Raw genomic sequence first — 23,687 nt, 5'->3', positions numbered from 1 at the left:
TTACGACTTACGAATTACGACTTCTCCATGACCGCTTCTTTTGCCCAACTCATAGGACAGCATCAAGCAGTAGAATTATTGACTCAGGCGATCGCGCAAAATCGCGTTGCTCCAGCTTATTTATTTGCGGGACCGGAGGGCGTGGGAAAGTGCATGGCAGCTAAATACTTTGTAGAACAATTATTCTGCTCTCAAATTCCAGATTCCAAGCAGCAACAAGTTCGCCAGCGTTTGCAGTTGGGGAATCACCCCGATGTTTTGTGGATCGAACCGCCGCAGCCTGAAGAAAAACGCAAAGCAGCACCAGTTATCCGCATCGAACAAATTCGCCACATCGAGCAATTTCTCAGTCGTCCACCTCTGGAAGCACCTCGTGCTGTAGTCGCGATCGAGTCAGCCGAATCTATGACAGAGGCAGCGGCAAATGCGCTATTAAAAACATTGGAAGAGCCAGGACAGGCGACAATTGTGTTGATCGCTCCCTCTACTGCATCGTTATTACCAACACTGGTATCGAGATGTCAGCGCATTCCTTTCTATCGCTTGAACTCTCAGTCTTTAGCTCAAGTACTACAACAAGTCGGCTACGCGCATATTTTGAGCCAACCAGCTATTTTGGCACTAGCGCAGGGCAGCCCAGGGGCAGCGATCGCGGCTTGGCAAAAGCTAGAGGTAATTTCGGCTGAATTACTGGCAAAACTTCAACAGATTTCTCCATCTTGCCATGAAGCCCTAGATCTTGCGCGTCAAATCGATCGCACTCTGGATTTAGAAACTCAAATTTGGTTGGTAGACTATCTTCAGTATTGCTACTGGCAAAAGTTTTTGGCTAACGAAATTCAGCACTTTCCCTTGGAAAAACTGGAGACAACTAGGCGTTACTTACTGTGTTATGCCCAGCCTCGACTTGTTTGGGAAGTCACGTTACTAGGTTTGACAGATGTAGAAATGTTGCGGGGAATGCCTTTATATCTATAAAATCACCCTATAGATAGTTGCTAATTTTGCTATTGGCAAAAAAGCCCAAGGCGATCGCGATTGTTAAGAGTTACAAAAATTGCGCTCTACTTTTGCCAAGTTTATGATTAATTTGCCAACAAGTGGATCTTTTTGCCAAAATTGCAATGAAAGAAAAATCTTTAGAAAGAGGTGTCGATGGTTTTCTGATTTTGCTGTTGCCAATAGCATTCGCGATCGTCATCTTCTTTACAACTTGGCCTTTACTGCTGGGGCTAGCAATCTTTAGTATTGGTTATAAAGTATGGCAGTACTATCAGTGGCAACAATGGAGTCGGCAAGTTAATCCCATTTTTTTGCAAGTTATTCAAGCTAATCAAGGTCGGATCGCGCCATTAGATTTAGCAATCAAGGCAAATTTGTCTGCTGCTACAGCTAAATACTATTTAGATAGTAAAGCAGCCGAATTTGGCGCTCAGCGACAGGAATATAAAGACTTAGGGACAGTCTATTACTTTATCACCTCCAGCACTTTAGGCAGTATGCTGGACAAGAGCGAACCGCTTAAGGAGTTAGAGCCAGCGAGAGAAAAAGCTCAGAATGTTCAGCAAATTGCCTCACAGTCAGTTAAGCAAGCCGAATCGCTTCCGTTAGAAACTGTCTCAGCTTTTTCTCCTACTCCTAATGCTCCAGAAAGCGCGACCTCCATACAATTGCCGCAGCCGGACGACACCGCAGTAGCTACAGAACAATCAATATCTCACAACCAAAGTCAACCTTTACCCCAAACCCTGATCCAATCAGAACTGGCTAAGCGACTGAATGTCTATTCCAGCACTGTGTATAAGCGGCGAGACGATCCAGATTTTCCTGAGTGGACTCGCAGTCGCGATCCTGATGGCATTTCTTGGGGATTTTCGGCTGAAACTAAGGATTTTTATCGAATTTAGCGAGTGGTTGGTGGCTGGTGGCTAGTAGTAGAATTCTTCATCTAGTTACTAGTCACCAGCCACTAGTCACTCCCTCGACGAGCTGATAACTGACTTCCTCTAACCTCGGAAATAGAGTTCAAATCGTGTTTTGCCATTTTTTGCAGCAATCCCGCGAGGATGCGATTGACTATACCAATTCCTTCGTAAATCCAGCTGGTGTAAACCTGGATTAGGCTAGCACCAGCGATAATTTTTTCCCAAGCATCTTCAGCCGTAAAAATTCCTCCAACACCAATAATTGGTAACTGTCCTTGAGTTTGTTGGTAGATAAACCGAATAATTTCTGTAGAGCGATCGCGTACGGGTAAACCGCTGATTCCTCCAGCTTCTTCGACAATTGATTTGCCAGTTTTAGCAATTATCTGCGTTTTTAATCCATCCCGGCGGATTGTGGTGTTGGTGGCAATAATTCCAGCCAATTGATAAGTTTGGGCAATGTCAAGAATATTGACGATCGCTTCCCACTCTAAATCGGGAGCGATTTTCACCAAAATTGGTTTTTGTCCCTGATTTTCCTGTTGTAAAGCATCTAAAATTAAGCCTAACTGAGCTGCGTCTTGGAGCGATCGCAACCCTGGAGTGTTTGGAGATGAAACGTTCACCACAAAATAGTCACCCCAGGCTTTCAACAACCGAAAACTGTCGAGATAGTCGGCTGCGGCTGATTCTAAGGGAGTAATTTTTGATTTGCCTAAGTTAATGCCTAAAGGTATTGGTCTAAAAGTAGGAGAATTATTGTTCTCAGCTAACCGTTGCGCCATCACCGCTGCGCCATGATTATTAAAACCCATGCGATTGAGAACGGCAAAGTCCTGAGGCAATCGAAATAGACGCGGACGAGGATTTCCTGGTTGAGGATGAAATGTCACCGTCCCCATTTCGGCAAAGCCAAAACCAAAATTCGACCAAATATGAGCCGCTACCCCATCCTTATCAAACCCAGCAGCTAATCCCAAAGGATTAGAAAAATCAATTCCCCAAAGTTGCTGTTGCAATCGCTTGTCTTGCAAACCTGTAGATTTTTGCAGTTGTTCTAAAATCTGTTTCACACCAGGACGCGCGCGATTTCGATCCAGCCAATCTAAAGAATGAATGACGCGATCGTGCATCCACTCAGGATCGGCTTTAATGCCATCAAATAGAAACGGTCTAATTGCAGATTTGTAAATATCCACTTTATGAGGGAGTAGGGAGTAGGGGAAGAGGTAAGAGATATGGTCACTGGTCAATGTCTCCAGTTCCTCTCTACAGTCCAATGACGATCGCTCGATTGATAAATCCTCACACCCGGAATTTCGGCTTGAGTGACGAGTTGTTCGACCTCATCAATTGTAAAAGCTGCGTGCAGAGAATCGCGAAATAAATCTTTCTGGCGATCGCTGTATTCCGTACCAATTCCTTCAACTAACCGATCTATAGTCGCTGCATCACTTGGACGAATTAAATCTCTAATACAAATGGCTCCTTTGGGTTGCAATACTCGTTTGAGTTCTTGCAAAAAAGGCAAGGGGTTCGGTAAGTGATGAACGAGGCTGTTAGAAATGACTAGATCGAAGTAATCGTCAGGATAAGGTAGGCGCTTAGCATCTACTAATTCCAAACTAATTCGATCTTGCAAGCCTGCGGCTTTGACGTTCTGAAAACCTAATTTCAACATATTTTCTGCCAAGTCAATCCCCCATATTTGCCATTGGGGATGCATTTGACTGAGGATAATTGGAATTCGAGCCGTACCAGTTCCCGCATCGAGAACTTTAGCCGTGTCTAACCGACATAACTCACTTGCGGTTTGAGCAAAAGCAGTGTTGACTTCTACGAAATCCATCGCATCGTATTCAACTGCTTCCTCCCAAGAGTCCATCACTTCCGGTTCTAGAATTCTTAGCAATTTGTGATTTGTCATGGGGAAGTGAGTAGTAAGTAGTGAGTGGCTAGTGACTGGTGACTAGAAAAGAATCCAGCCACTAGCCACTAGCCACTGGTTCCACTGTCAACTGATAACTTTCTAACCAATAAAGGCTAGCAGTTGCAATTTGATGGTTTCTTGCTAATGCTACCGTATCTAAGCCATAGGTGGAAAAGGTCGTATAGGAACCTAAAAAACCTACTGCAACTAATAATCTGACTTCTGGAGCAATCGCGATCGCCCGTTCTAAAGCAAGGGTAGCGAAAAAACCCATTGCAAAACACCCTGTGAGGTTGATGAAAAAAGTTCCGTAGGGAAAACTCGTCCCGAAGCGTTGCACAAACCATAAAGTTAGATAATAACGACTCAAAGCTCCAGCGATCGCACCAAAACTAATCGCGATCGGATTGCGAATTGCTGGCTGTTGCAGTGCTAACAGTTAGATCAAATCTTTCCAACTCATAATCATGAGTAGTTGGTAGTAAGATGGGCATGGCTCACCTTACTATAAGATTATCTGTCATCTACAAACGATCGCTCGCTACTACAGCGATAGTAGTCAGTAGTTTTCGATCGCAACAGTTGTGAATACCAATATTTTTGTATTCTAGTTATCAAATATTCTTAAAATACTGTTTTTTAACGTTTGATTCTCGATCGGTCTTCAAATTTATTACTACCGATAGATTCAAAATCTGTATAGATAGTAGCAATTAAGTAATTTCCTTGAGAAAAAATTGTGGCATGACACAATAATGTTCTCTCACCCCTCATAAAGGTGAGTAGATCCGTACTCAGGGGGGAGGTTATCTGCCTCCTAAATCTGAATCAAGGTCGATACAATTAGAGTGCGCTTTGAGTAATGTTGTTGCTATACAAATTCAGCATTAATAACAGCATTACAAGGAGAAAACATATGCAGAATCAGTTCAGAACAGTGGCACTGCTAGGTTTATTAAGTGGTTTATTAATTGCAATTAGCTACTGGATTCTTGGTGGTAGCGCTGGTATTATAACTGGTATTGCCATTGCTGCAATTACTAACCTAGTATCTTGGTATCAATCAGATAAGATCGCACTGGCAGCTTATCGCGCCCGACCGATTAGTCCCCAGCAAGCACCAGGACTATATCAAATGGTAAAACGATTGTGCGATCGCGCTAAATTAACGATGCCTGCCCTTTACCTCATTCCCTCGCGGGCAACGAATGCTTTTGCAACGGGACGCGACCCCGAACACGCAGCTGTTGCTGTAACGGAAGGAATTTTAGAATTATTGCCTGAAGATGAATTAGAAGGTGTCATTGCTCATGAATTGACTCATGTTGCAAACCGCGACACCCTGACGCAAGCAGTTGCAGCGACGATCGCAGGGGCAATTTCTTTCCTGGCTCAAATGGCTAGCTATGGTTTATGGTTCTCTGCACCAACATCTAGAGATAATCGCGGTGGTGTCAACCCGATTGGAATATTACTGACAGTTATACTTGCGCCTGTTGCAGCAACAATTATTCAACTCGCTATTTCGCGGACGCGCGAATTCTCTGCTGATGCTGGTTCGGCACGGATGACTGGTAATCCTCGCGCTTTGGCAAGAGCGCTACAGCGGTTAGAAAGCGCTGCTAGACAGTCACCGATGGTGGGTAATCCTGCTTTTGAACCGCTACTCATTGTTAATGCTTTTTCGGGACAATTCATGAGCGGATTGTTTTCCAGCCACCCTTCAACTGAAGCACGGATCGAGCAACTTTTAAAATTGGAAAGAGAGTTACCGCACTCTACTAAGTTTTCCTTCGGTCAGTAGTCATCAGTTAAGCAAGCAATAGATCGCAAGTTACTCATTTAGGAGATCGAACCATGACTAATGAAATTGGCAATCAAGAAGACAACTCCGTGAGAATCGAAATCATTCCCCAAGATAGCAGCGCTCTTGTTGACGAGCAAATGCTTGGGGAAAGCGATGAAATTAAAAACGAAACCAAAGCCTTGATTGAAGCAATTAGAACCCGCGCTCAACTAGAGGCGCAATCTGCTGGTTCTTTCACTCGCGAAACGTACATAGAAGCTGTACGTAAGGCAAGGGAGTTTGTAGAACGGAATCAGCCCTTGATCGAACGCGATCGCCTGGAGAACTCCTACGAACACCTCAAGCAAGAAGCCGAGAAGAACTGGGAAGTGGTCGCCAGAGAAATACACGAATTTGGCGATCGGCTTGCAGATGCAGCTAAAGCCGCTTGGGATGCCTTTACTGCTCCCCGTGGTTCTAACCGCTAAGTATCTATTGAAAGAGTGTCAAGTATAAAATAGGGCTGTTTTAAAACAGGAGAGTGGCGATCGCTACTCTCCTATTTTTTATTGGTCAGATCGATAGAGTTCGATGTTTAACTCGTTTATCTAAATTTGCTGACAATCTTCAGAAAATCTTCGTAAAAACTCGTACCAGCCCTGTAGTAATTTTTAAAGTATCGAGTTGCTCAATTCGATGAACTTTTTGCGATCGCCAAAAATCTGCCATGGCTGTTGAAACTCGCCTTCAGCAGCTTTTCTCCGTGCTGTTTTCAGAACTAATTTATATGAAAAAATTCGGATTTAGGGTTGTACTAATCGCAATGGCTGTGTCAATGTTCGTCCTCGCCATTGCCTCTAAAGGAAGTTTTGCTCAGGATTCTCGCCCCATTACTGCCAAAGCAAAGATCTTCGGTCCCGATATTGCTGGAGAATTAAAGCTACGGCAAATTAGTAATGGAGTTACTCTTGTCGATCTTTATCTGAAAGGAGATCCTGGCGTTCTCACACCAGGATTACACGGCATTCACTTCCACGAAAAAGCTATTTGTGATGAAGGAACAGAACCCCGATTTAGTACTGCTGGCGGACATTTCGATCCAGGACCATTCGGTAGCTCCTTACCTGTCCAAGAAAATCACCCTTATCATTTAGGAGATTTACCAAATATAGATATTAATCAGAAAGGTGAGGGCAGACTGATAACTGCTACAAGTCGTATTACCCTTTACGAAAGCCCTGTCTCTCTATTTGATGAAGATAGCAGCGCTATCATCGTTCACCAATTACCCGATTTAATGATATCTGGAGGCACGGCAGCACAATCGGGCGGCGGTCGGCTTGCCTGTGGCGCGATCGAACAAAGCTAAACTTCTTAATTCTCCAGCAGATAATTGGCAAGGAATAAGTCAAAAGTTAAAAGTCAAAATTAGCTATTCCCAAATGACAAATGACTAATGAATCTTTCTTTGCCGATTATCTAGCTGCTAGCTTGCGCCTTGCCGTACCCCTAGCGTTTGCAGCTTTAGGAGGTCTTTATTCAGAGAGATCTGGGGTATTAAACATTGGCTTAGAAGGGATGTTGCTCGCTGGTGCTTTTGCTAGCGCGGCTGCAACATTTTACAGTAACAACGTTTGGCTAGGCGTACTAGCGGCTATTCTAGCTGGAGGCATGGTAGGGCTACTGCACGCACTACTGAGCGTGTCTTGGCGTGTGGATCAGTTAGTTTCTGGGTTGGCAATTAATTTAGTTACTGCTGGCTTGACATCTTTTCTGGCGCGGCTGATCTTTAGTGGTGGTGCGCAGAAATTACCAGGTATTGAGGCGATCGCCATTCCTGGGTTAGTCAATATTCCCATAATTGGTTCTTTATTATTCGCGCAAAATATTCTGGTATATTTCCTAATTTTTCTGGTTGTATTTACGAATTACTTATTGTTTTACACTCATCCCGGCTTAACTCTCCGTGCTGTAGGAGAATATCCCCGTGCTGCGGATACGGCTGGAGTTTCCGTACTACTGGTGCGTTATTTCAGCGTCATTCTCAGCGGTTGTTTGGCGGGGTTGGGAGGAGCATACTTAAGTTTGGTACAGGTAAAGTTTTTTGCCGAGGGGATGAGTGCTGGTAAAGGTTTTATTGCGATCGCTGCCCTGATTTTTGGTAAATGGCATCCCATCGGTACTACTTTGGCTTGCTTGCTATTTGGCGCTACCGAAGCTCTCCAACTTCGCATTCAAGCTCTGGGTGTTAATATTCCCTATCAATTTTTGGTCATGCTACCTTACGCGATCGCCCTTCTCGCCCTGGTTGGCTTAGCCGGAAAATCTTCTCCCCCATCTGCTTTAGGTCTTCCCTATCTCAAGGAAAAAAGCGAGTAGCAACCAGTGTAGTCAGACGTTACATGTAACGTCTCTACACTTCATCTCGTGCCGAACAAGCGATCGCCTGCATCTCCCAAGCCAGGAACGATATAACCATGTTCGTCTAAGCGATCGTCAATGGCAGCAGTATAAATTGGTACATCAGGATGTTGAGAGTGGAAATGTTTGATTCCTTCGGGCGCAGCTAGCAAACAGACAAATTTTAAAGAGTTAGGGTTAATAGCCTTGAGGCGATCCACGGCGGCTATAGCTGAATTTCCGGTTGCCAGCATTGGATCGACAATTAAGACATCTCGTTTTTCCACCTCATCGGGAACTTTGAAATAATACTCAATCGCTGTTAAAGTTTTGGGGTCGCGATATAAGCCTATGTGTCCTACCCGTGCGGAAGGCATCAACTCTAACATTCCATCCAAAATTCCTTGCCCTGCCCGTAAAATCGATACTATCACTAGCTTTTTATCGGGAGCTAGCATTGGCGCGTTTGTAGAGGCAATTGGTGTATCTATCTGTTCGGTTTTGAGCGGTAGATCCCGCGTTACTTCGTAAGCTAGTAACAAGCTGATTTCTTTTAACAACGTGCGAAATTTTGCCGTACTAGTTTCGGCTTTCCGCATCAGCGTCAATTTGTGTTGGATTAATGGATGGTCGATCGCATGAACTTCGGCTTGCATATTGGAGCAATAATGGATCTAAATACTTCTTAAAATAGCTGGCGAAAATATAGCAATCTTCATCATATACTGTATTTTTTAGAAACGATTCACTATTAAAGCAACAGAATCGCTTGCGAGTTATTTGTCAATCTCGATCGAGCAATAGTCAGTTATCTAGCAATTACTAGCTAAAATATCTCTACTTTTTGAGCATGAAACTCAGACACTAACTGACTCATAAGACCCTTCGGATCGCCCTTCTAAAATCTCCTTCTAAAACATTTCGCGGCTTTACTAAAACGATACATCAAAAAATATTTCTGCTGTAGCTAAAAATACAGAATTTTTTCGAGCTAGACGAAAAAGAGATGATTTAAGACAAAATTCAACATTGAATCTTGACAAATTGGTATGTTTAATGCATCGTTACTTGATATTATATTAGTGATTTATCCAATCATTTCTAAAAAATATCCTACCATTGAGAGCAAATGTAAATTAATATAAATTATTGCACGATATTTGTACTGAGACTTGAGAAATAAATAGAGGTTCATAAGTGTCCATTGGGTAAATGAACCGCTACTCACAGTATATGGGTGGAAGTTCGTACTGATGACAAGCTAGCTAGGGTCATGACACGCATGGGGAGAACGTTGACAAGACTTCCAAATGTAAAGTTTGATGCCTCTCTGGCTAGGAACTCACTCTATTAGTCACAGCGTCGGTAAGATTGCTGAATAAAAAGAGATGAAAGTTTCATCATTACGACCTGAAACACCACGTACTGCCAACCCAAGCAGCTCCAAAAGGTAGTAGGTAGGAAGAATGCAGGTTGTTATGCAAACTGTAAAGCAGGGATTGGAGGAGTGCCATCTCATGAGTAAGTTGGCAACAGACCTGATACAAAGTTGGCGATCGCGTCTAGGCACTGAATGTCCAGAACAAAGCGATGCCACGAGAGAGAGTATCATTCGTTGGTTAGTCGGCAACGCGATCGAAGATTGGGAACAACTTAATACCAACGAACAAGCGATCGCCAAACAAGCGATGGAATATCGCTTTCGCATCTTCAAGCAACGTTATTTAGGAATGCCACCAGAGCGCGCCTATCGTCAATTGATGACAAGGCTTTGTAGTTTGGAGTTGTTGCGCAATAAAATTCGCACGCTCGTATCAATGAGTCGCGATCGCCAGCGTCAAGTTACAGAAGTATTGCAAGAAGTACTACAAGAATTATTGCAAAGCGATCGCTACATGCAACAGCAAATAGCTTGGATTGCTGAGTGTACGGACGACCTAAAATTACGCAACGCTCTGCTATTTGCTAGTTTAGAAGAATATTGCTTGCGCCCGATCCGCAGTCAACCCTTATTGGTCTATCGCTTTGTCAATTATTTGCGTCGCACGGCACGGGGAGGAGTCACACAAGTTCCTGTTAATAATAAATTACGCCTGCTGTCTGAAGAAATACTAGGCGATGATAGCGATAACTCCTTTAGCTTGTTAGATCCCAAAGCAGTCGCAGACTATCAAGAAGAACAAAGCTTAGAAGAACAGCAAACTGCGCGACAGCTAGTGAAACAAGAATTTTCTAGCTATCTCGAAGAAAATCTGGGAACTACTGCCGCACAATGGCTCCAGCTTTACTTACAAGGTAAGTCGCAAGAAGCGATCGCGGCTCAGTTAAACATCTCAGTTAAAGAGATCTATCGTTTGCGAGAGAAAATTAACTATCATGCCGTACGGGTATTTGGACTCAAACATAAACCGGAACTTGTGAGCGAATGGCTGGAGACTTCCCTCATAGAACACAATATGGGACTGACACAAAACCAGTGGGAAGACTTTTTAAGGCAATTAACTCCAATTCAACAACAAATCGTCCAGTTGAAAAAAGCGAATCAGAATAATGAAGAAATTGCGAAAACCTTGAATTTAAAGAGCCATCAGGTTATGACTGAATGGGGTAAACTCTACTTGATAGCTCAAGAAATGCGCAGCCAAGCATGAGGAATTTCACCTCAACTTATTATTTCCGTTTCTCCATTCAAATCTCTGTAAACTAAACTACTTAACCGTTGGTGTTTTCACTGAACGCGAATATATTAGAATTTAGTATACAGAAAAATATTCTAGTTTTATGGTAGAATTTCATTCCCAAAATGATGAGCCAGCAAGCGGTAGATTCCAACTAAATACCGAGCAAATCTACAGCCTCATTGATAGAATGCTACCTTTTGAAGCTTGCTTATATCATCAAGTTTTGCCTATAGCTGTAGAGGAACAAAACCTAATTTTGGGAATGGTAGATCTAGACGATACTGCTGCCATAGAATACGTCGAACGGATCGCTGCATATTTAAAATACACTTTAGTACCCCAGGCGCTCGACTCAGAAGACCACCGCCAGCTCATGTCAGCCTACTTAAATCGCTCAAAAAACAACGATTTAAGCTCAGATAAGCTGCACTCCATTGCTGCGGGATATCCTGGTGCGTCTGCTGCTAAACCTACAACCGAGAAACCAACAGGACTCAGCCCGAATGACAAACCGACGCTTATTTTAGCTGACGAGCGAGAAAATATTGCAGCCCGGAAGACTTCTCAGCCACAAACGCCACAACCCACACCTTCTCGATTGGGTGAAATTAAGACACCGCAATCCCAACAATCTGCTGTTAGACATTCTGGTTTAGGTGGAATTAAATCGGCACAATCTCAACAAACTGCTGCTAAACCATCTGGTATAGGCGGGATCGGAACGCCAAAGTCCCAGCAAAAATCTTCAGCAAACCCAACTCCATCAGGTTTGTCGGCGATTAAAGTACCAGCTAGTTATTCTACTAACTCAGTCGAGTCCCTCAAAACCCTACCTCCCAAGAAACTCGTACGAGAATTACTCGGACGGGTTTTAGAAAAAGGCATTGGACGGCTTTATTTTGAGCGTAAATCGCTACAGCAAGGGCGGATCGTGTGTAGCCAAGATGGAAATTTGCAGTGCGTGCTAACAGAGGTTCCAGCAAAGCTGTTTCAGGACGCGATCGAGCAACTGAAAGAATTGACGCACATGCCTCTTGCGCCAGCGAAGGAAGCAAAACAGGTAGAGATCGAGCGTTTTTATCATGGCGAACGAATATTATTGCGCCTGCGCGTTATGCCAGGTAACAACGGCGAACAAGCAACTTTACAAGTTTTGCGCGGAGAAGCCTTAGAGTTTTATCAACAACAACAAATAGATACTTTAAGCCGCGACGCAATGGCGATCGCCAACCAGCTTCAGAAAAAGTTGCGCCAACTGCAAGAACGAGCTAGCATCGACGCTGAAGAACATGGCGAACGATACCAATCTCTCCTCGCTCTCAATCAAATCATCGAAAACGTAGAGCGGCAATTGGAACAGCTGAAGCAGTGACCTGCATTATGAGGAAGCAGGGAGCAGAGGAGCAGGGGAGACAAGAGAGACAAGGGAGAGGGGGGAGCAATTCTGGTTCCACTAGCCACTCCTCACTGGTCACTCTCTACTGTCAATCAACCAACAACCACTAAAGAGTTGTTAGATTTATCCTAAGTCCAACAACTCACTACCATTGATGACTGAAGCTACATTAACTCAAGTTGGTAAGATTTCTAGCTTTACACCAACAATTCATTATCAAGTTGCCATGCCTCGACCAGAAAATCATCTGTTTGAGGTTGTTTTGCATTTAAGCGGTTGGAAATTGCCAGTAGTAGATTTAAAAATGCCAGTTTGGACACCAGGTTCTTACTTGGTGCGAGAATATGCCAAACACTTACAAGATTTTTCTGCCAGCGCGGGGGAACAGACTTTAGCGTGGCAGAAGTTAAGTAAAAATCACTGGCAAGTAGAAACAGGCGATCGCCCTGATATTACTGTACGCTACCGTATCCATGCTAACGAGCTATCAGTACGGACGAATCACCTCAATGCGACTCACGGCTATTTTAATGGTGCGGCTATCTTCTTTCGCCTCCCAGGACTAGAACAGCAACCGATCCAAGTAGCGATCGCACCACTGAGATCGGATTGGCGCGTCACAACTCCTCTACCAGCAGTAGCGGGGCAAACTAACACGTTTACTGCTACAGATTTTGATACGTTGGTAGACAGTCCGTTTGAAATTGGCTGTCATCAATCGCATCAGTTTGAGGTGCTGGGTAAGTTGCACGAACTAGCGATTTGGGGTAAAGGTAATGCCGATGCTGCCAAGATGATTCCCGATATTCAAAAGATTATCGAGGTGGAAGCAGAACTATTTGGTGGTTTACCTTACGACAAATATATATTTTTGTTACATCTAGCATCACAAAATAATGGCGGGTTAGAGCATAAATTTGCTTGCTCGTTGATTTATTCTCGCTTTGGATTTCGCGATCGCGAGAAGTACGAGCGCTTCATGCAACTTGTTGCCCACGAATTTTTTCATCTCTGGAATGTCAAGCGAATTCGTCCAAAAGCATTAGAGGTGTTCGATTACGATAACGAAAATTACACGCCGTCCCTGTGGTTTTGTGAAGGGACGACTAGCTATTACGATTTAGCTATTCCTTTACGGGCGGGTATTTATAACGATAAGACTTATTTGAAGAATTTAAGTAAGGAAATTACTCGCCTACAAACTACGCCAGGACGACTCGTACAGCCTGCTTCCGAATCGAGTTTTGATGCTTGGATTAAGCTGTATCGTTACGACAATAATACTAACAATTCCCAAATTTCCTATTATCTAAAAGGGGAATTAGTCTCGCTTTTACTCGATTTATCGATCCGAGAGAAACATCAAAATCGGCGATCGCTAGATGATGTCATGCGTCTGATGTGGCAGCAATTCGGCAAGGATGAAATTGGTTTTACTCCCGCACAGTTAAAACAAGTTATTGAATCTGTGGCTGGAACAAATTTAGATGATTTCTTTAAAAGCTACGTTGATGGTACGGCAGAATTACCTTTCGATCGTTATCTCGAACCCTTTGGGTTGAAATTAGTCGCAGAAGATGAGGAATCCGTGCCTTATATAGGTATGAAAGTGCAAGCAGAAAATGGCAAGGACGCGATTAAATTTGTAGAGGTCGATGCATCAGCGCAGCGAGCCGGAATCGAACCTGGAGATGAATTACTAGCAATTGATGGCTTAAAAGCAACAGCAAATAATCTAAGCGATCGCCTGCGAGATTACCAACCAGGAGATGCGATCGAAGTTACAGTTTTCCATCAAGAAGAACTATGCACTCACACTGTGACTTTAGCTGCTCCTCGTCCCAGTCGCTATCAAGTTGTCCCAGTAGAAAATCCCTCTCCGACTCAAAAACACAACTATGAGGGATGGCTTGGGAGTCGCTGTTAATATCTCCTCTTTTAAAAAAGGCTGTTTCAAAGTTCGAGCAGCCTTTTGCACTGTTATCAAGAGAATCGGTTTAAAGCCCCGTCCTGCTATGCTGGAGAGTATGTCATATTGTAGAGCGAAATCTGACAGCACTCTACCCAATCCTCAAAGTGGTAGCGGCAGATTTTTGAGTTCCCTTGTTATCCTAGTTAATAAGTCTTGGGAGCAACAAACTCAAACAGCGCGGACTTAACCTGCTGTTGGTTAATAGTTATCTGTCGCTAGCAGAAGACAAAGGACAGGAAAACAACAGAACTTTTCTGAGATACGCGAAAGGCACTATTGAAGGATATATTTTTAATAATCTACTTCAGATTGTCTTATCGGAATATACATGAAGTCTTATCTCGCTGCTGCCGTTCAAATGACTAGCGTGCCTGACCTAGAGAAAAATTTGGTACAGGCTGAAGAATTAATCGAACTTGCCGTCCGTCAAGGCGCGGAGTTGGTCACCTTGCCGGAAAACTTCTCTTATTTAGGACGGGAAGAGGATAAAATTGCCCAAGCAGCAGCGATCGCCTCGAAAAGCGAAAAATTTCTCCGAACTGTCGCGCAACGGTTTCAGGTAACAATTCTCGGTGGCGGGTTTCCCGTACCAGTTGACGATCGCAAAGTTTACAATACAGCCTTACTGATTGGACCAAGTGGGGAAGAACTCGCCTGCTATCAAAAGGTACACTTATTTGATGTCAACTTACCCGATGGCAATACTTACTGCGAATCCAGTACCGTACAGGCTGGAACGCAGTTACCAGTGGTTTATCCCTCTACAGAATTGGGTCATCTAGGGCTTTCCATTTGCTACGATGTCCGCTTTCCCGAACTCTACCGCCACTTAGCATACAAGGGAGCCGATGTAATGTTTATCCCAGCAGCTTTTACGGCATACACTGGTAAAGACCATTGGCAAATCTTGTTACAAGCTAGAGCAATTGAAAATACTTGTTATATTCTTGCCCCCGCGCAGACAGGGAAACATTACGCCCTACGTCAGTCTCACGGACATGCAATGATTGTCGATCCTTGGGGGGTTATTTTAGCCGATGCAGGCGATCGCCCAGGCGTGGCGATCGCGGAAATTAATCCCGTTCGTCTCGAACAAGTCCGCCGCCAAATGCCTTCGTTACAGCATCGGGTATTTGTTTAATTAGTCATTAGTCATTAGTCATTTGCAAACGACAAAACCAAAAATGTAAGGTGGGCATTGCCCACCCTACGCTTGTCTGGCAACGCTGTGTTGAATTACACGGTTGCAGTCTTTTTGGTGATAGCGTTTAATTCGCCTTTAGCATACTTAGCAGCAAAATCATCGGTAGAAATTTGCTTGATCTTGCTAGCGTTGCCAGCAGCGCTAAATTGCTGATAGCGATCGGCACAGACTTTTTGCATGTACTTGATGGAAGGCTTCAGGAAGTGGCGGGGGTCAAATTCCTTAGCATCTTGAGCTAGAGCTTCCCGTACCGCAGCAGTGATTGCCAAGCGGTTGTCGGTATCGATATTTACCTTCCGTACTCCACTCTTGATCCCTTTTTGAATCTCTTCAACTGGCACGCCGTAGGTTTCGGGAATTTTTCCGCCGTACTGGTTGATTAGAGCCAGTAAGTCTTCGGGTACTGAGGAAGAACCGTGCATGACCAAGTGAGTGTTTGGCAAACGACGGTGGATTTCTTCAATGCGGCTAATCGCCAAAATTTCGCCTGTTGGCTTGCGGGTAAACTTGTAAGCGCCGTGGCTGGTTCCAATTGCCACTGCCAAAGCATCTACTTGAGTTTGCTCTACGAAATCAACTGCTTGATCTGGATCTGTTAACAATTGATCCTGGGACAATTTACCCTCAAAACCATGTCCGTCTTCAGCTTCACCCATGCCAGTTTCTAAAGAACCCAAGCAACCGAGTTCGCCTTCTACGCTAACGCCTAGAGCGTGAGCTACTTTTACAACTTCGCGGGTAACGTTGACATTGTATTCGTAGCTAGCTGGGGATTTAGCATCAGCTTCTAGAGAACCATCCATCATGACGCTGGTAAAGCCATTTTTGATTGCTGAATAGCAAGTAGCAGGCTCGTTACCATGATCTTGATGCATGGCAATAGGAATATAAGGATAAGTTTCTACTGCTGCCAAAATTAGGTGACGCAGGAAATTTTCACCTGCATACTTACGAGCGCCACGAGAGGCTTGTAGAATCACGGGGCTGTCTGTTTCTTTAGCAGCCTGCATGATTGCTTGGATCTGCTCCATGTTATTCACGTTGAAAGCTGGAATGCCGTATCCATTCTCTGCCGCGTGATCCAACATCAGCCGCATTGGTACGAGCGCCATACAATGTCCTCCTAGTTTTGTTATCAGCTAGTTGCTTTGAACAAGCGTGTTTATTACGCTAATCTTAAGATAAATTTCAGATCATTACTAGAGACTTAGATTTAGAGATGAGGTAAGGTGCTGGGATACCTTCACCACGATCGCTTTATTGCTACCTTGGAGCCGAAGCCAATTTGTCCGGCGTTTACTGTTACTTGAACGCTAGACGAACATATCGAGTTAAAAATATGGGTCGCCTGGGATTCGAACCCAGAACTATTCGGTTAAAAGCCGAGTACTCTACCGTTGAGTTAGCGACCCTTTTGCATTTTTGCAACTTTACTAGTTTACCAGAAGTTCCTGGATTTGTGCAAGCACTTAGTCAAAGTCACTGCATTTCGCGCCAGTTGCAAGAAACAATTTTCTCCCCTGCTCCCTACTCCCTGCTCTCTGCTCCCTTCCCTAGCTAATTGGGATACCAAAACATCCCCTTAATCCCTTCCGGATCGGTCATAAAACCCATGCCCCGATAAAAATCTACCACATGAGGGTCGGCAAACAGAGTAATGTTGCTGATGTCCTCAGCACGAAGTTTTTTAATTGCGTATTTCATCAATGCCTTACCTAGTCCCTTTCCCTGAAAGCTAGGATGCACGACGACATCCCAAATAGTAGCGTTGAAGGCATGATCTGAAGTAGCACGGGCAAATCCAATTAGCCTTCGCTGAGTTCCTCGTACTTGCCACATCGACACGACGAGAAAGCTGTGCTGAATCGCTTTTTTGACCTTACGGAGAGGACGACGCGCCCAACCGACAGCATCGCAAAGTTCTTCCAACTCGTAAAGGTCGATGTTGCGATCGGTGCTAAAAACAATACTTTCACCATTTAGAGCAGAAAAGCCCATAGATTCGACGGCTTCCTCCTCTACTGGCGCTGTCTTGGTTCCGGTAGCAGTTTCAGAACCGCTAAACCAGCCTTTCCAAAAACCCATGCCAATGCAATTTATGAGATAGAAACGATATTGACGACACGAACTAGTATGATACTTCTAGTTTTTCTAGTTTCGCTGTTCTTACCCAAGTTCTAAGGTCTACTTTCCCACCACCCGATTCAAGCGGCAGTTTGGTTGCCAAATGAATGCCCTAGTGTGAGAGACACAGAATTAGAGTTGAAGTACAACTAGCTTACTCATAACCAGCCATTTTTAACTTTAGCACCTTAAAGGAATTAGGGGTAAGAGGCAAGCGGCAAGTGGCAAGAAGGAAACTTCTAGGGCAAGCGTTCTGTCAAAAGAAAGAAGTAAAGATAAACTCTACAACTGCTGAGGTAGCGTTAAGGCTAGGATAGAAGCATGGCAACCATAGAGATTGCGGGAGTGCGTCACGTTTACGAGTTGACTGCACCGACGACTTTTCCCCATGCTTTGGTATTCGTTCACGGTTGGCTCCTCAGCCGTGCCTACTGGCAACCTCTGATTGAAAGGCTGGCAGTAGACTATCAATGTTTATCTTACGATTTGCGTGGCTTTGGTCAATCTCACGCCATTTCTTCTCAAGATAAGGCTGAAGCAGATACTCGGGATCTGGCGTTAAATGGCTCCAATGCTAAAAAAGAAGATAATTCTCCCTATTCACCCACTGCTTATGCTCGCGATTTGAAATGTTTATTGCAGGAACTTAACATTTCCAGCGCTTGGTTGATCGGTCACTCCCTTGGCGGGACGATCGCGCTCTGGACGGCTCAGCAAATGCCCCAGTCTGTACAGGGGGTCATTTGCGTGAATGCTGGTGGCGGAATTTATCTGAAGGAATCTTTCGAGCAATTTCGCGCCGTTGGGACTCATCTGGTGAAACTTCGTCCCCGTTGGTTGCCTTTATTACCGTTAGTCGATTTATGGATGACGCGGGCAAATGTCGCCAGGGCGATCGCCCGCTCGTGGGGTCGTCAGCGCATTGTCGATCTGGCGATCGCTCATCCAGAAGCAGCGCTAGGAGCGCTTCTAGACTCTACTACGGAGACTGAAATTAATCGCTTACCACAGATCGTGTCACAGCTCCAACAACCAGTTTATTTTTTGGCAGGAGATAAAGACAAGATTATGGAACCAAAATACGTCCGCCATCTCGCCAGTTTTCACCCCTTGTTTCAAGCCTGTGGCGAAAATGCGATCGAAATTCCTGAATGCGGACATTTGGCAATGTTAGAACAAACAGATATGGTCGCCGAGCAAATTCGAGCTATAGTGACGCAGTACAAATAGTCCTCACCCCTTTAGTCCTCACCCCTTCCAAAACAGCATGAATTGGCAGCTAGAAGAGTCAGAGTTACAGCAAATTGCTATTATCGTCTTGAGTTTAGCCGATAAGTGTCGGGGAGATAATCTCGCTCTTTTAGCCTTACTGCGACAGTTAGAGCAATTGCATCGGGAAATTCGAGATGGCTTATTTCAAGAATCTTTGCCAGATAATCGTCAAGCACTTTACGCTTTACTAAAAGACGTTGAAACTACGGGCGGTTGGCCTTATATCGAACGGCTGAGAATACAACAGTTGTTGGCAAACTGGCAGTTAGAAGAGGACAAAGGAGACAACTTAAATGTCTAGTGACTAGGTATCAGGTGACTAGATTCTTCAAGTCATTGATACTAGCTGCTAGTCACTGACAACTAACGATCGACTATCGACTTCTATTACTTTGTAACTATAAATTCAACTACTTAAAGAGATTTAGTAGTAAGCTTTGAGAGTATAATGTTGGTATGACTACCATAAGAGAACGCAACATAGTATAAAATTTTCTTTAAAGTTAACCGAAACTATATGTAGACTTGTAAAGTTTAGGATTGATAACTGGGAAGTAAGCTTCCCGATTGTGGTGCATGAGGAGTTGAATATGGCTGAAATTCGCGACCTAGCTCTCCAGGCAATTAAAACTGGATATCTGACACTGGAAGCTGAAGAGAAATTGCGTTATCTGATGTCACATCACTACGGACAAGAAGATTTTCTGGCTTTCATGCGATTGCAGGAAGCCGCTATGCAAGGCAGGGTTAGACAGGAATCGCGGGAGCGGCTAAAGCGAAGGCACTTGAGCGTAGCGATCGCATCACGGACGTAACTCAGTCTGGCGCTAAATTATTTTTCTGAACGGGGCGAATCGTTCTCGTTATCCACTTTCCAGTCTTCGTCATCCACAAATCCCCAATCATCATCATCGTTATTTTGAGGGCGGTTACTGGGTGGTGGCGAAGACGTGTTTTGTTGTTTGTAAGGTGGGGTAAGAACGCGGTACTCGGCATCATAAACTGATTCGGTTCTACCTATACCTGAATTTTTTGGTTCGCGAGCGCTATAGGAGTAAACAGAAGCAGAGCGATCGCTACTTTTGGGTTCATTAAGTTCGTTAGCATCATTGCTAGTTGGGCGATTGGTCTCATCGCTAGCATAGTTTTTTTGCCGCTCTTGGGGTTGACGTTGAGTGTCTTGAGGAACGTAATCCCAGTCATCATCAAGGTTGCTACTGCGTTTTCTGTCCGCAACAGCGCGATCGGTATACTCTTGGCGATCGGGATCTGGCGTGGTGGGTTCTGTGTCTTCAGTAAAGTTCCAATCGTCATTAGCTGTAGTGTCCCATCCGTCCGATTCCTGCACGGATGTTTGAGTTTGTCGTGGGGAACTAGCAGTATAGCTGTAGGTATTTGTTTTAGGAGGGTCTGGCGTTTTGTTAGGATTTTTCTCTTCTGTAGCAAACCGAGTCGAAGTTTTTGCGGTTCGGCGGCGCTGCTTTTTCGCTCTCGGTTGGGCAAAATAGCTAGCGAGCTGAAAACAACTGGCAATGAATATCGAGGTGATTGCACCAGCAGCAACGCTAAACAAAATCCAGATTGACAGAGGTAATGCCTGAGTTTGTCCGCCTAAAAATACCAAAGACAGTACTGGTGTCCAGTTTTGCACCAGCAGTACCGTCAGACCTCCCAGTAATATCAATAAAAGAAAGAAGCGGATGGCAGCCATAATTTTGAGGGGAGACAAGGGGACTAGGAAGACAAGGGGACAAGGAAGACAAGGAAGCAGTTAATTTTGACATTTAACTTTTAACTTCCCTACTCCCTACGACCCGAATCCCTACTCCCTATTATCGTCCTTGCCATCGTTCGAGTGGAATGCAGTCGATATCGAGTTGATCTAAGGTACGGGCAACGACAAAATCCACTAAGTCCTCGACAGTTTTTGGATTGTGATACCAAGCAGGGATTGCTGGCACAATTCTAGCGCCTGCCTCTGCTAGCGTGGTGAGGTTGCGGAGGTGAATCAGACTAAAGGGGGTTTCTCTAGGCACGACAATCAGCTTGCGCCCTTCTTTCAACTGGACATCAGCAGCGCGTTCGAGCAAGTCGGAACTCAAACCATTGGCAAGCTTTGCTACCGTACTCATACTACAAGGCATGACTATCATTCCTAGCGTACGAAACGAGCCACTGGCAATGTTAGCGCCTACATCTCCCCAAGGATGGCAGCGGAGTTTTCCTAGAGATTCGACCCTTGCCTGCTGTCGCCAAAATTGTTCTTGTTGCAAAGGTTCTACAGGCATCCGAATATTTTGTTCCGCCTGCCAAACCATGTAGGCTGATTTGGAGGCAACTAGCTCGATCTCGTAGTCTGCCTCCAAGAGATATTTCACCGCTCGCACGGCATAAATTAATCCCGATGCCCCGCTGACACCCAGGATCAGCGGTAGATTATTCCTCATCGTCAAAATACGTGTCTGAGTCGTCGCTCAAGTCGTTATCTAGGGGTGAGGTGTCGTCTAGCCGATCGCCACTAGGCATTCGATCGCCATTAACTGTCACTAGGTCGATTTGCTGGCGGTAGTAGTCTACGCTCTTGACTTGCACGGAAACGCGATCGCCTAAACGATATGCAGCACGGTTTTTCCGTCCAAATAAAGCTTGTTGTCTGCCGCGATACTCGTACCAGTCATCTTTGAGAGAACTGACGTGGACTAAACCTTCGACTCGCAACGTTCTGCCTTTAGTGTCGGAAACTTCAATTTCCACAAAAAAGCCGTAGGACTGGACTCCGGTAATAATGCCTTCAAACACGTCGCCGATGCGCTGTTTCATCAGTTGAGCTTTTTGTAACCCAACTAAATCGTCTTCGGCTTCCTGAACTTCCTTGTCTCGCTCGTTCAACTGCGCGATCGCACCTGCAATATAAACTTCTAGCTCCTGCTGCGTTTCTGGAGGTAAGACGTTCCAGCCAATTTTGCCATGAGAGGAGCTATGACGTAAATTTATGCTGTCTTTTGCCCGTGTAGTCCGGCGATCGCGCCCTTGCTCGAATATTGTATGTAAGACTCGCTGAACTATTAGATCGGCAAACCGCCGCAAGGGAGCGTGAGAGTGGGTGTAGCCAGGTAGAGCTAAGCTAAAGTATGGTTGGAATTTACTGCTGTAGGCACTCGGCTTCAGTGTATCCCGTAACAAATAAGTCAAGACTTGTTCTGCTTGGGGCGATCGCGCAAACTGCTCGGTAAATTCTTGGTAGTCTCCTGCATGGACGGCATCTTCTCGATCTAAGCCCAGCTCTACTCCTAAGTTAGCTGCTAGCTTGATTGTTTCTTGCACGTCTTCGACATCGGGAGGCGGTTGAATGCGATAAATCGCAGGCACGCCCAAAGCGTTTAGATGCTCGGCAACAACTTGATTTGCTAATAAAAGCAACTCAGTGACCAATTCGGAGAGTTTGGGTTCTCCTTGAGTCAGAACTCCTAACCTGCCTTCGTCGTAGTAGGAGTACTGACGGGATGGTAAGTTGAGGGCAAAGCTACCTCTAGCTTGTCTTTGCTCTTGCAAGGCTTTGCTTAATACTGCTAGCTGCCCTACTTTTTCTACCACTGCGGCTGGTAGTCCTAGTTCTGCGGCGCGATCGCTTAGAATATTCTCTACAACTTCAGCATCGAATTGGTAATCGACTTGGATTGCGCTCGGTTGAATTTCAAACTCCACGATTTGTCCGGTTGCTGCATCCAAAGTCAGCAGAACGGAAATGGCACGGCGATCGCTTTCTGGCTCGAATGCACTCCGTTGCGCCACCGCATCGGGGAATAAAGGCAGAATTTTTTCTCCCAGGTAAACGCTACTGGAACGTTTCAACCCTTCACGATCTAAAGGCGTATCTGGATCGATAAAGTAGGCAAGATCGGCAGTATGAACGCCTAATTGCCACTGTCCCGTCGTCGTTTTTTCCAAAGTAAAAGCATTTTCAACATAGGTCGTATCGTCCGCTGACTCTCGGAAACTTAAGGTGAGGAGCGGACGCAGATCGCTTCTGGTTTTGAATTCTTTGCGGCTAATTTGAGCTGGTAATTCGACCGCTGCTTCAAGCACGGATGAGGAAAAGGCACGGGGTAGGTTGTGCTTGCACGACACCAACTCTACATCTGAGGCGGCTTCGGCATCGCTGCCTAAAACTTGTACCACTCTGCCTAAAGGAGGATATTGGGCAATGGGATAGCGGAGGATTTCTACGTGTACCAAATAGTCAATCGCTTGTGCTAAGTCGTGACTGTCGGGTTGCAGTTCGATTTCAAATAGGAGGCGATCGTCTAGAGGAACAGCTCTAAAATTAGTATCTGTTTGCTTGATTCTTGCTAACAGACTTTGATTTGCCCGTTCTAAAATGAGTTGGACTTCGCCTTCGGGACTGCGACGACGGCTACCTTCTTTCGTCAGTTTCACTAAAACGCGATCGCCATTCCAAGCATTACTTAGATGACTTTCGCGAATGTAAATATCTTCTGCTCCCTCGGCTTCTTGAATTGCAAAGCAAAAACCTTTACTAGAACAACGAAGTTTAGCCTCAATTGTTCCTTCTTCTCTTACCCGACGATACTTACCGTGTTCCTTAACCAAAACGCCGATTTTTTCCAGTACGTCTAGGGCAATAAATAACCTCTGAATACTTCTTTCGTCTTGATAATCTAGTTTTTTTTCTAGGGCTTTTGCTGCAACTAATTTATCACTTGTGAAATTACCTAGTAGTGTAGCGATTGAAAACTCCATGTAGCGAGCCGACCTCCGGTCAAAATATCATACTTCTTGTTGTCTGGGTTAGGCAGTTAGCTATCTCTTCCTGCCTGTGGAAAATACGCTTTTTCCTTTTATCTCTACCATTAGCCAGATCTTTACCACTGGGCGCAACTTTGGCTTTGGTAGGGTGAAACAGTTGGGACTTCTAACAGCAGTATCTCACCCAACTCCCAAAATAACCTTTGTTACTAGGAAAGGCGAGAGGGTTG

22 protein-coding genes and 1 tRNA gene are annotated in these 23,687 nt (G+C 44.8%); 13 read left to right on the top strand and 10 right to left on the bottom strand.

Annotated elements, in window-relative coordinates:
• The first annotated feature begins 27 nt into the window (after positions 1 to 27).
• Both holB and H6G17_RS23750 read left to right on the top strand, forming a co-directional pair.
• Complete coding sequence (gene holB, locus H6G17_RS23755) at positions 28 to 978, top strand: DNA polymerase III subunit delta' (RefSeq protein WP_192161067.1); 951 nt, start codon at positions 28 to 30, stop codon at positions 976 to 978.
• A gap of 146 nt (positions 979 to 1,124) precedes the next feature.
• A complete protein-coding gene (locus H6G17_RS23750; protein ID WP_192161066.1) occupies positions 1,125 to 1,907 on the top strand; it encodes a hypothetical protein in 783 nt (260 codons plus the stop codon).
• 62 nt (positions 1,908 to 1,969) lie between these two features.
• On the opposite strand, the gene H6G17_RS23745 is transcribed toward H6G17_RS23750, so the two are convergent.
• From H6G17_RS23745 to crcB, 3 genes are all read right to left on the bottom strand, one after another.
• Positions 1,970 to 3,124 carry a quinone-dependent dihydroorotate dehydrogenase gene (locus tag H6G17_RS23745; RefSeq protein WP_192161098.1) on the bottom strand — a complete coding sequence of 385 codons (1,155 nt, stop codon included), beginning with the start codon at positions 3,122 to 3,124 and terminating at the stop codon, positions 1,970 to 1,972.
• A gap of 50 nt (positions 3,125 to 3,174) precedes the next feature.
• Positions 3,175 to 3,852 carry a class I SAM-dependent methyltransferase gene (locus tag H6G17_RS23740; RefSeq protein ID WP_199316959.1) on the bottom strand — a complete coding sequence of 226 codons (678 nt, stop codon included), beginning with the start codon at positions 3,850 to 3,852 and terminating at the stop codon, positions 3,175 to 3,177.
• Positions 3,853 to 3,913: 61 nt separating this feature from the next.
• On the bottom strand, positions 3,914 to 4,285 hold the full coding sequence (gene crcB / locus H6G17_RS23735) for a fluoride efflux transporter CrcB (RefSeq protein ID WP_192161096.1): 372 nt from the start codon (positions 4,283 to 4,285) through the stop codon (positions 3,914 to 3,916).
• Between the two features lie 486 nt (positions 4,286 to 4,771).
• Here crcB and H6G17_RS23730 point away from each other — a divergent pair, with 486 nt between their 5' ends.
• From H6G17_RS23730 to H6G17_RS23715, 4 genes are all read left to right on the top strand, one after another.
• Positions 4,772 to 5,659 (top strand): M48 family metalloprotease, encoded by an 888-nt coding sequence (locus H6G17_RS23730; RefSeq protein ID WP_192161065.1) that lies wholly within the window; start codon positions 4,772 to 4,774, stop codon positions 5,657 to 5,659.
• Positions 5,660 to 5,712: 53 nt separating this feature from the next.
• A complete protein-coding gene (locus tag H6G17_RS23725) occupies positions 5,713 to 6,129 on the top strand; it encodes a hypothetical protein (RefSeq protein WP_192161064.1) in 417 nt (138 codons plus the stop codon).
• Positions 6,130 to 6,368: 239 nt separating this feature from the next.
• Positions 6,369 to 7,010, top strand: coding sequence for a superoxide dismutase family protein (locus H6G17_RS23720; protein ID WP_242038562.1), 642 nt, complete (start codon positions 6,369 to 6,371; stop codon positions 7,008 to 7,010).
• 80 nt (positions 7,011 to 7,090) lie between these two features.
• Positions 7,091 to 8,020, top strand: a complete 930-nt coding sequence (locus H6G17_RS23715; RefSeq protein WP_192161063.1) for an ABC transporter permease — start codon at positions 7,091 to 7,093, stop codon at positions 8,018 to 8,020.
• Positions 8,021 to 8,061: 41 nt separating this feature from the next.
• On the opposite strand, the gene upp is transcribed toward H6G17_RS23715, so the two are convergent.
• Complete coding sequence (gene upp / locus H6G17_RS23710) at positions 8,062 to 8,697, bottom strand: uracil phosphoribosyltransferase (RefSeq protein ID WP_015156791.1); 636 nt, start codon at positions 8,695 to 8,697, stop codon at positions 8,062 to 8,064.
• Positions 8,698 to 9,558: 861 nt separating this feature from the next.
• Here upp and H6G17_RS23705 point away from each other — a divergent pair.
• From H6G17_RS23705 to H6G17_RS23690, 4 genes are all read left to right on the top strand, one after another.
• Positions 9,559 to 10,692, top strand: coding sequence for a HetZ-related protein 2 (locus tag H6G17_RS23705; protein WP_199316958.1), 1,134 nt, complete (start codon positions 9,559 to 9,561; stop codon positions 10,690 to 10,692).
• Between the two features lie 130 nt (positions 10,693 to 10,822).
• Positions 10,823 to 12,094, top strand: a complete 1,272-nt coding sequence (locus H6G17_RS23700; RefSeq protein WP_192161061.1) for a hypothetical protein — start codon at positions 10,823 to 10,825, stop codon at positions 12,092 to 12,094.
• 178 nt (positions 12,095 to 12,272) lie between these two features.
• Positions 12,273 to 14,045, top strand: coding sequence for a M61 family metallopeptidase (locus tag H6G17_RS23695; RefSeq protein WP_192161060.1), 1,773 nt, complete (start codon positions 12,273 to 12,275; stop codon positions 14,043 to 14,045).
• Between the two features lie 373 nt (positions 14,046 to 14,418).
• On the top strand, positions 14,419 to 15,231 hold the full coding sequence (locus H6G17_RS23690; RefSeq protein ID WP_192161059.1) for a carbon-nitrogen hydrolase family protein: 813 nt from the start codon (positions 14,419 to 14,421) through the stop codon (positions 15,229 to 15,231).
• Between the two features lie 95 nt (positions 15,232 to 15,326).
• Here H6G17_RS23690 and fba read toward each other — a convergent pair whose 3' ends face one another.
• The 3 genes from fba to H6G17_RS23675 form a co-directional block, all read right to left on the bottom strand.
• Positions 15,327 to 16,406: a class II fructose-bisphosphate aldolase gene (gene fba, locus H6G17_RS23685; protein ID WP_192161058.1), complete on the bottom strand. Its 1,080-nt coding sequence runs from the start codon at positions 16,404 to 16,406 to the stop codon at positions 15,327 to 15,329.
• Between the two features lie 228 nt (positions 16,407 to 16,634).
• Positions 16,635 to 16,706, bottom strand: a tRNA-Lys gene (locus H6G17_RS23680).
• Positions 16,707 to 16,851: 145 nt separating this feature from the next.
• Positions 16,852 to 17,379 (bottom strand): GNAT family N-acetyltransferase, encoded by a 528-nt coding sequence (locus H6G17_RS23675; RefSeq protein ID WP_015156799.1) that lies wholly within the window; start codon positions 17,377 to 17,379, stop codon positions 16,852 to 16,854.
• A 360-nt stretch (positions 17,380 to 17,739) separates the two neighbouring features.
• On the opposite strand from H6G17_RS23675, the gene H6G17_RS23670 reads away from it, so the two are divergent.
• The 3 genes from H6G17_RS23670 (at position 17,740) to H6G17_RS23660 (ending at position 19,505) form a co-directional block, all read left to right on the top strand.
• Positions 17,740 to 18,648: an alpha/beta hydrolase gene (locus tag H6G17_RS23670; RefSeq protein WP_192161057.1), complete on the top strand. Its 909-nt coding sequence runs from the start codon at positions 17,740 to 17,742 to the stop codon at positions 18,646 to 18,648.
• Between the two features lie 37 nt (positions 18,649 to 18,685).
• The gene (locus tag H6G17_RS23665) at positions 18,686 to 18,991 is read left to right on the top strand and encodes a hypothetical protein (RefSeq protein WP_192161056.1); all 306 of its coding nucleotides are present in this window, start codon (positions 18,686 to 18,688) and stop codon (positions 18,989 to 18,991) included.
• 289 nt (positions 18,992 to 19,280) lie between these two features.
• The gene (locus H6G17_RS23660) at positions 19,281 to 19,505 is read left to right on the top strand and encodes a hypothetical protein (protein ID WP_015156802.1); all 225 of its coding nucleotides are present in this window, start codon (positions 19,281 to 19,283) and stop codon (positions 19,503 to 19,505) included.
• Positions 19,506 to 19,522: 17 nt separating this feature from the next.
• Here the strand turns inward: H6G17_RS23660 and H6G17_RS23655 are convergent, their stop codons facing one another.
• The 3 genes from H6G17_RS23655 to H6G17_RS23645 form a co-directional block, all read right to left on the bottom strand.
• On the bottom strand, positions 19,523 to 20,401 hold the full coding sequence (locus H6G17_RS23655) for a LapA family protein (protein ID WP_192161055.1): 879 nt from the start codon (positions 20,399 to 20,401) through the stop codon (positions 19,523 to 19,525).
• Positions 20,402 to 20,522: 121 nt separating this feature from the next.
• Complete coding sequence (locus H6G17_RS23650) at positions 20,523 to 21,137, bottom strand: flavin prenyltransferase UbiX (protein ID WP_192161054.1); 615 nt, start codon at positions 21,135 to 21,137, stop codon at positions 20,523 to 20,525.
• Positions 21,127 to 23,451 carry a ribonuclease R family protein gene (locus H6G17_RS23645; RefSeq protein WP_192161053.1) on the bottom strand — a complete coding sequence of 775 codons (2,325 nt, stop codon included), beginning with the start codon at positions 23,449 to 23,451 and terminating at the stop codon, positions 21,127 to 21,129. The genes H6G17_RS23650 and H6G17_RS23645 overlap by 11 nt, the downstream gene beginning before the upstream one ends.
• Between the last annotated feature and the right edge of the window lie 236 nt (positions 23,452 to 23,687).

Source organism: Chroococcidiopsis sp. [FACHB-1243] (assembly GCF_014696895.1).
In the GTDB taxonomy this organism is placed as follows: Bacteria; Cyanobacteriota; Cyanobacteriia; order Cyanobacteriales; family Chroococcidiopsidaceae; genus Chroococcidiopsis.
This window is presented reverse-complemented; position numbering and strand designations above follow the sequence as displayed.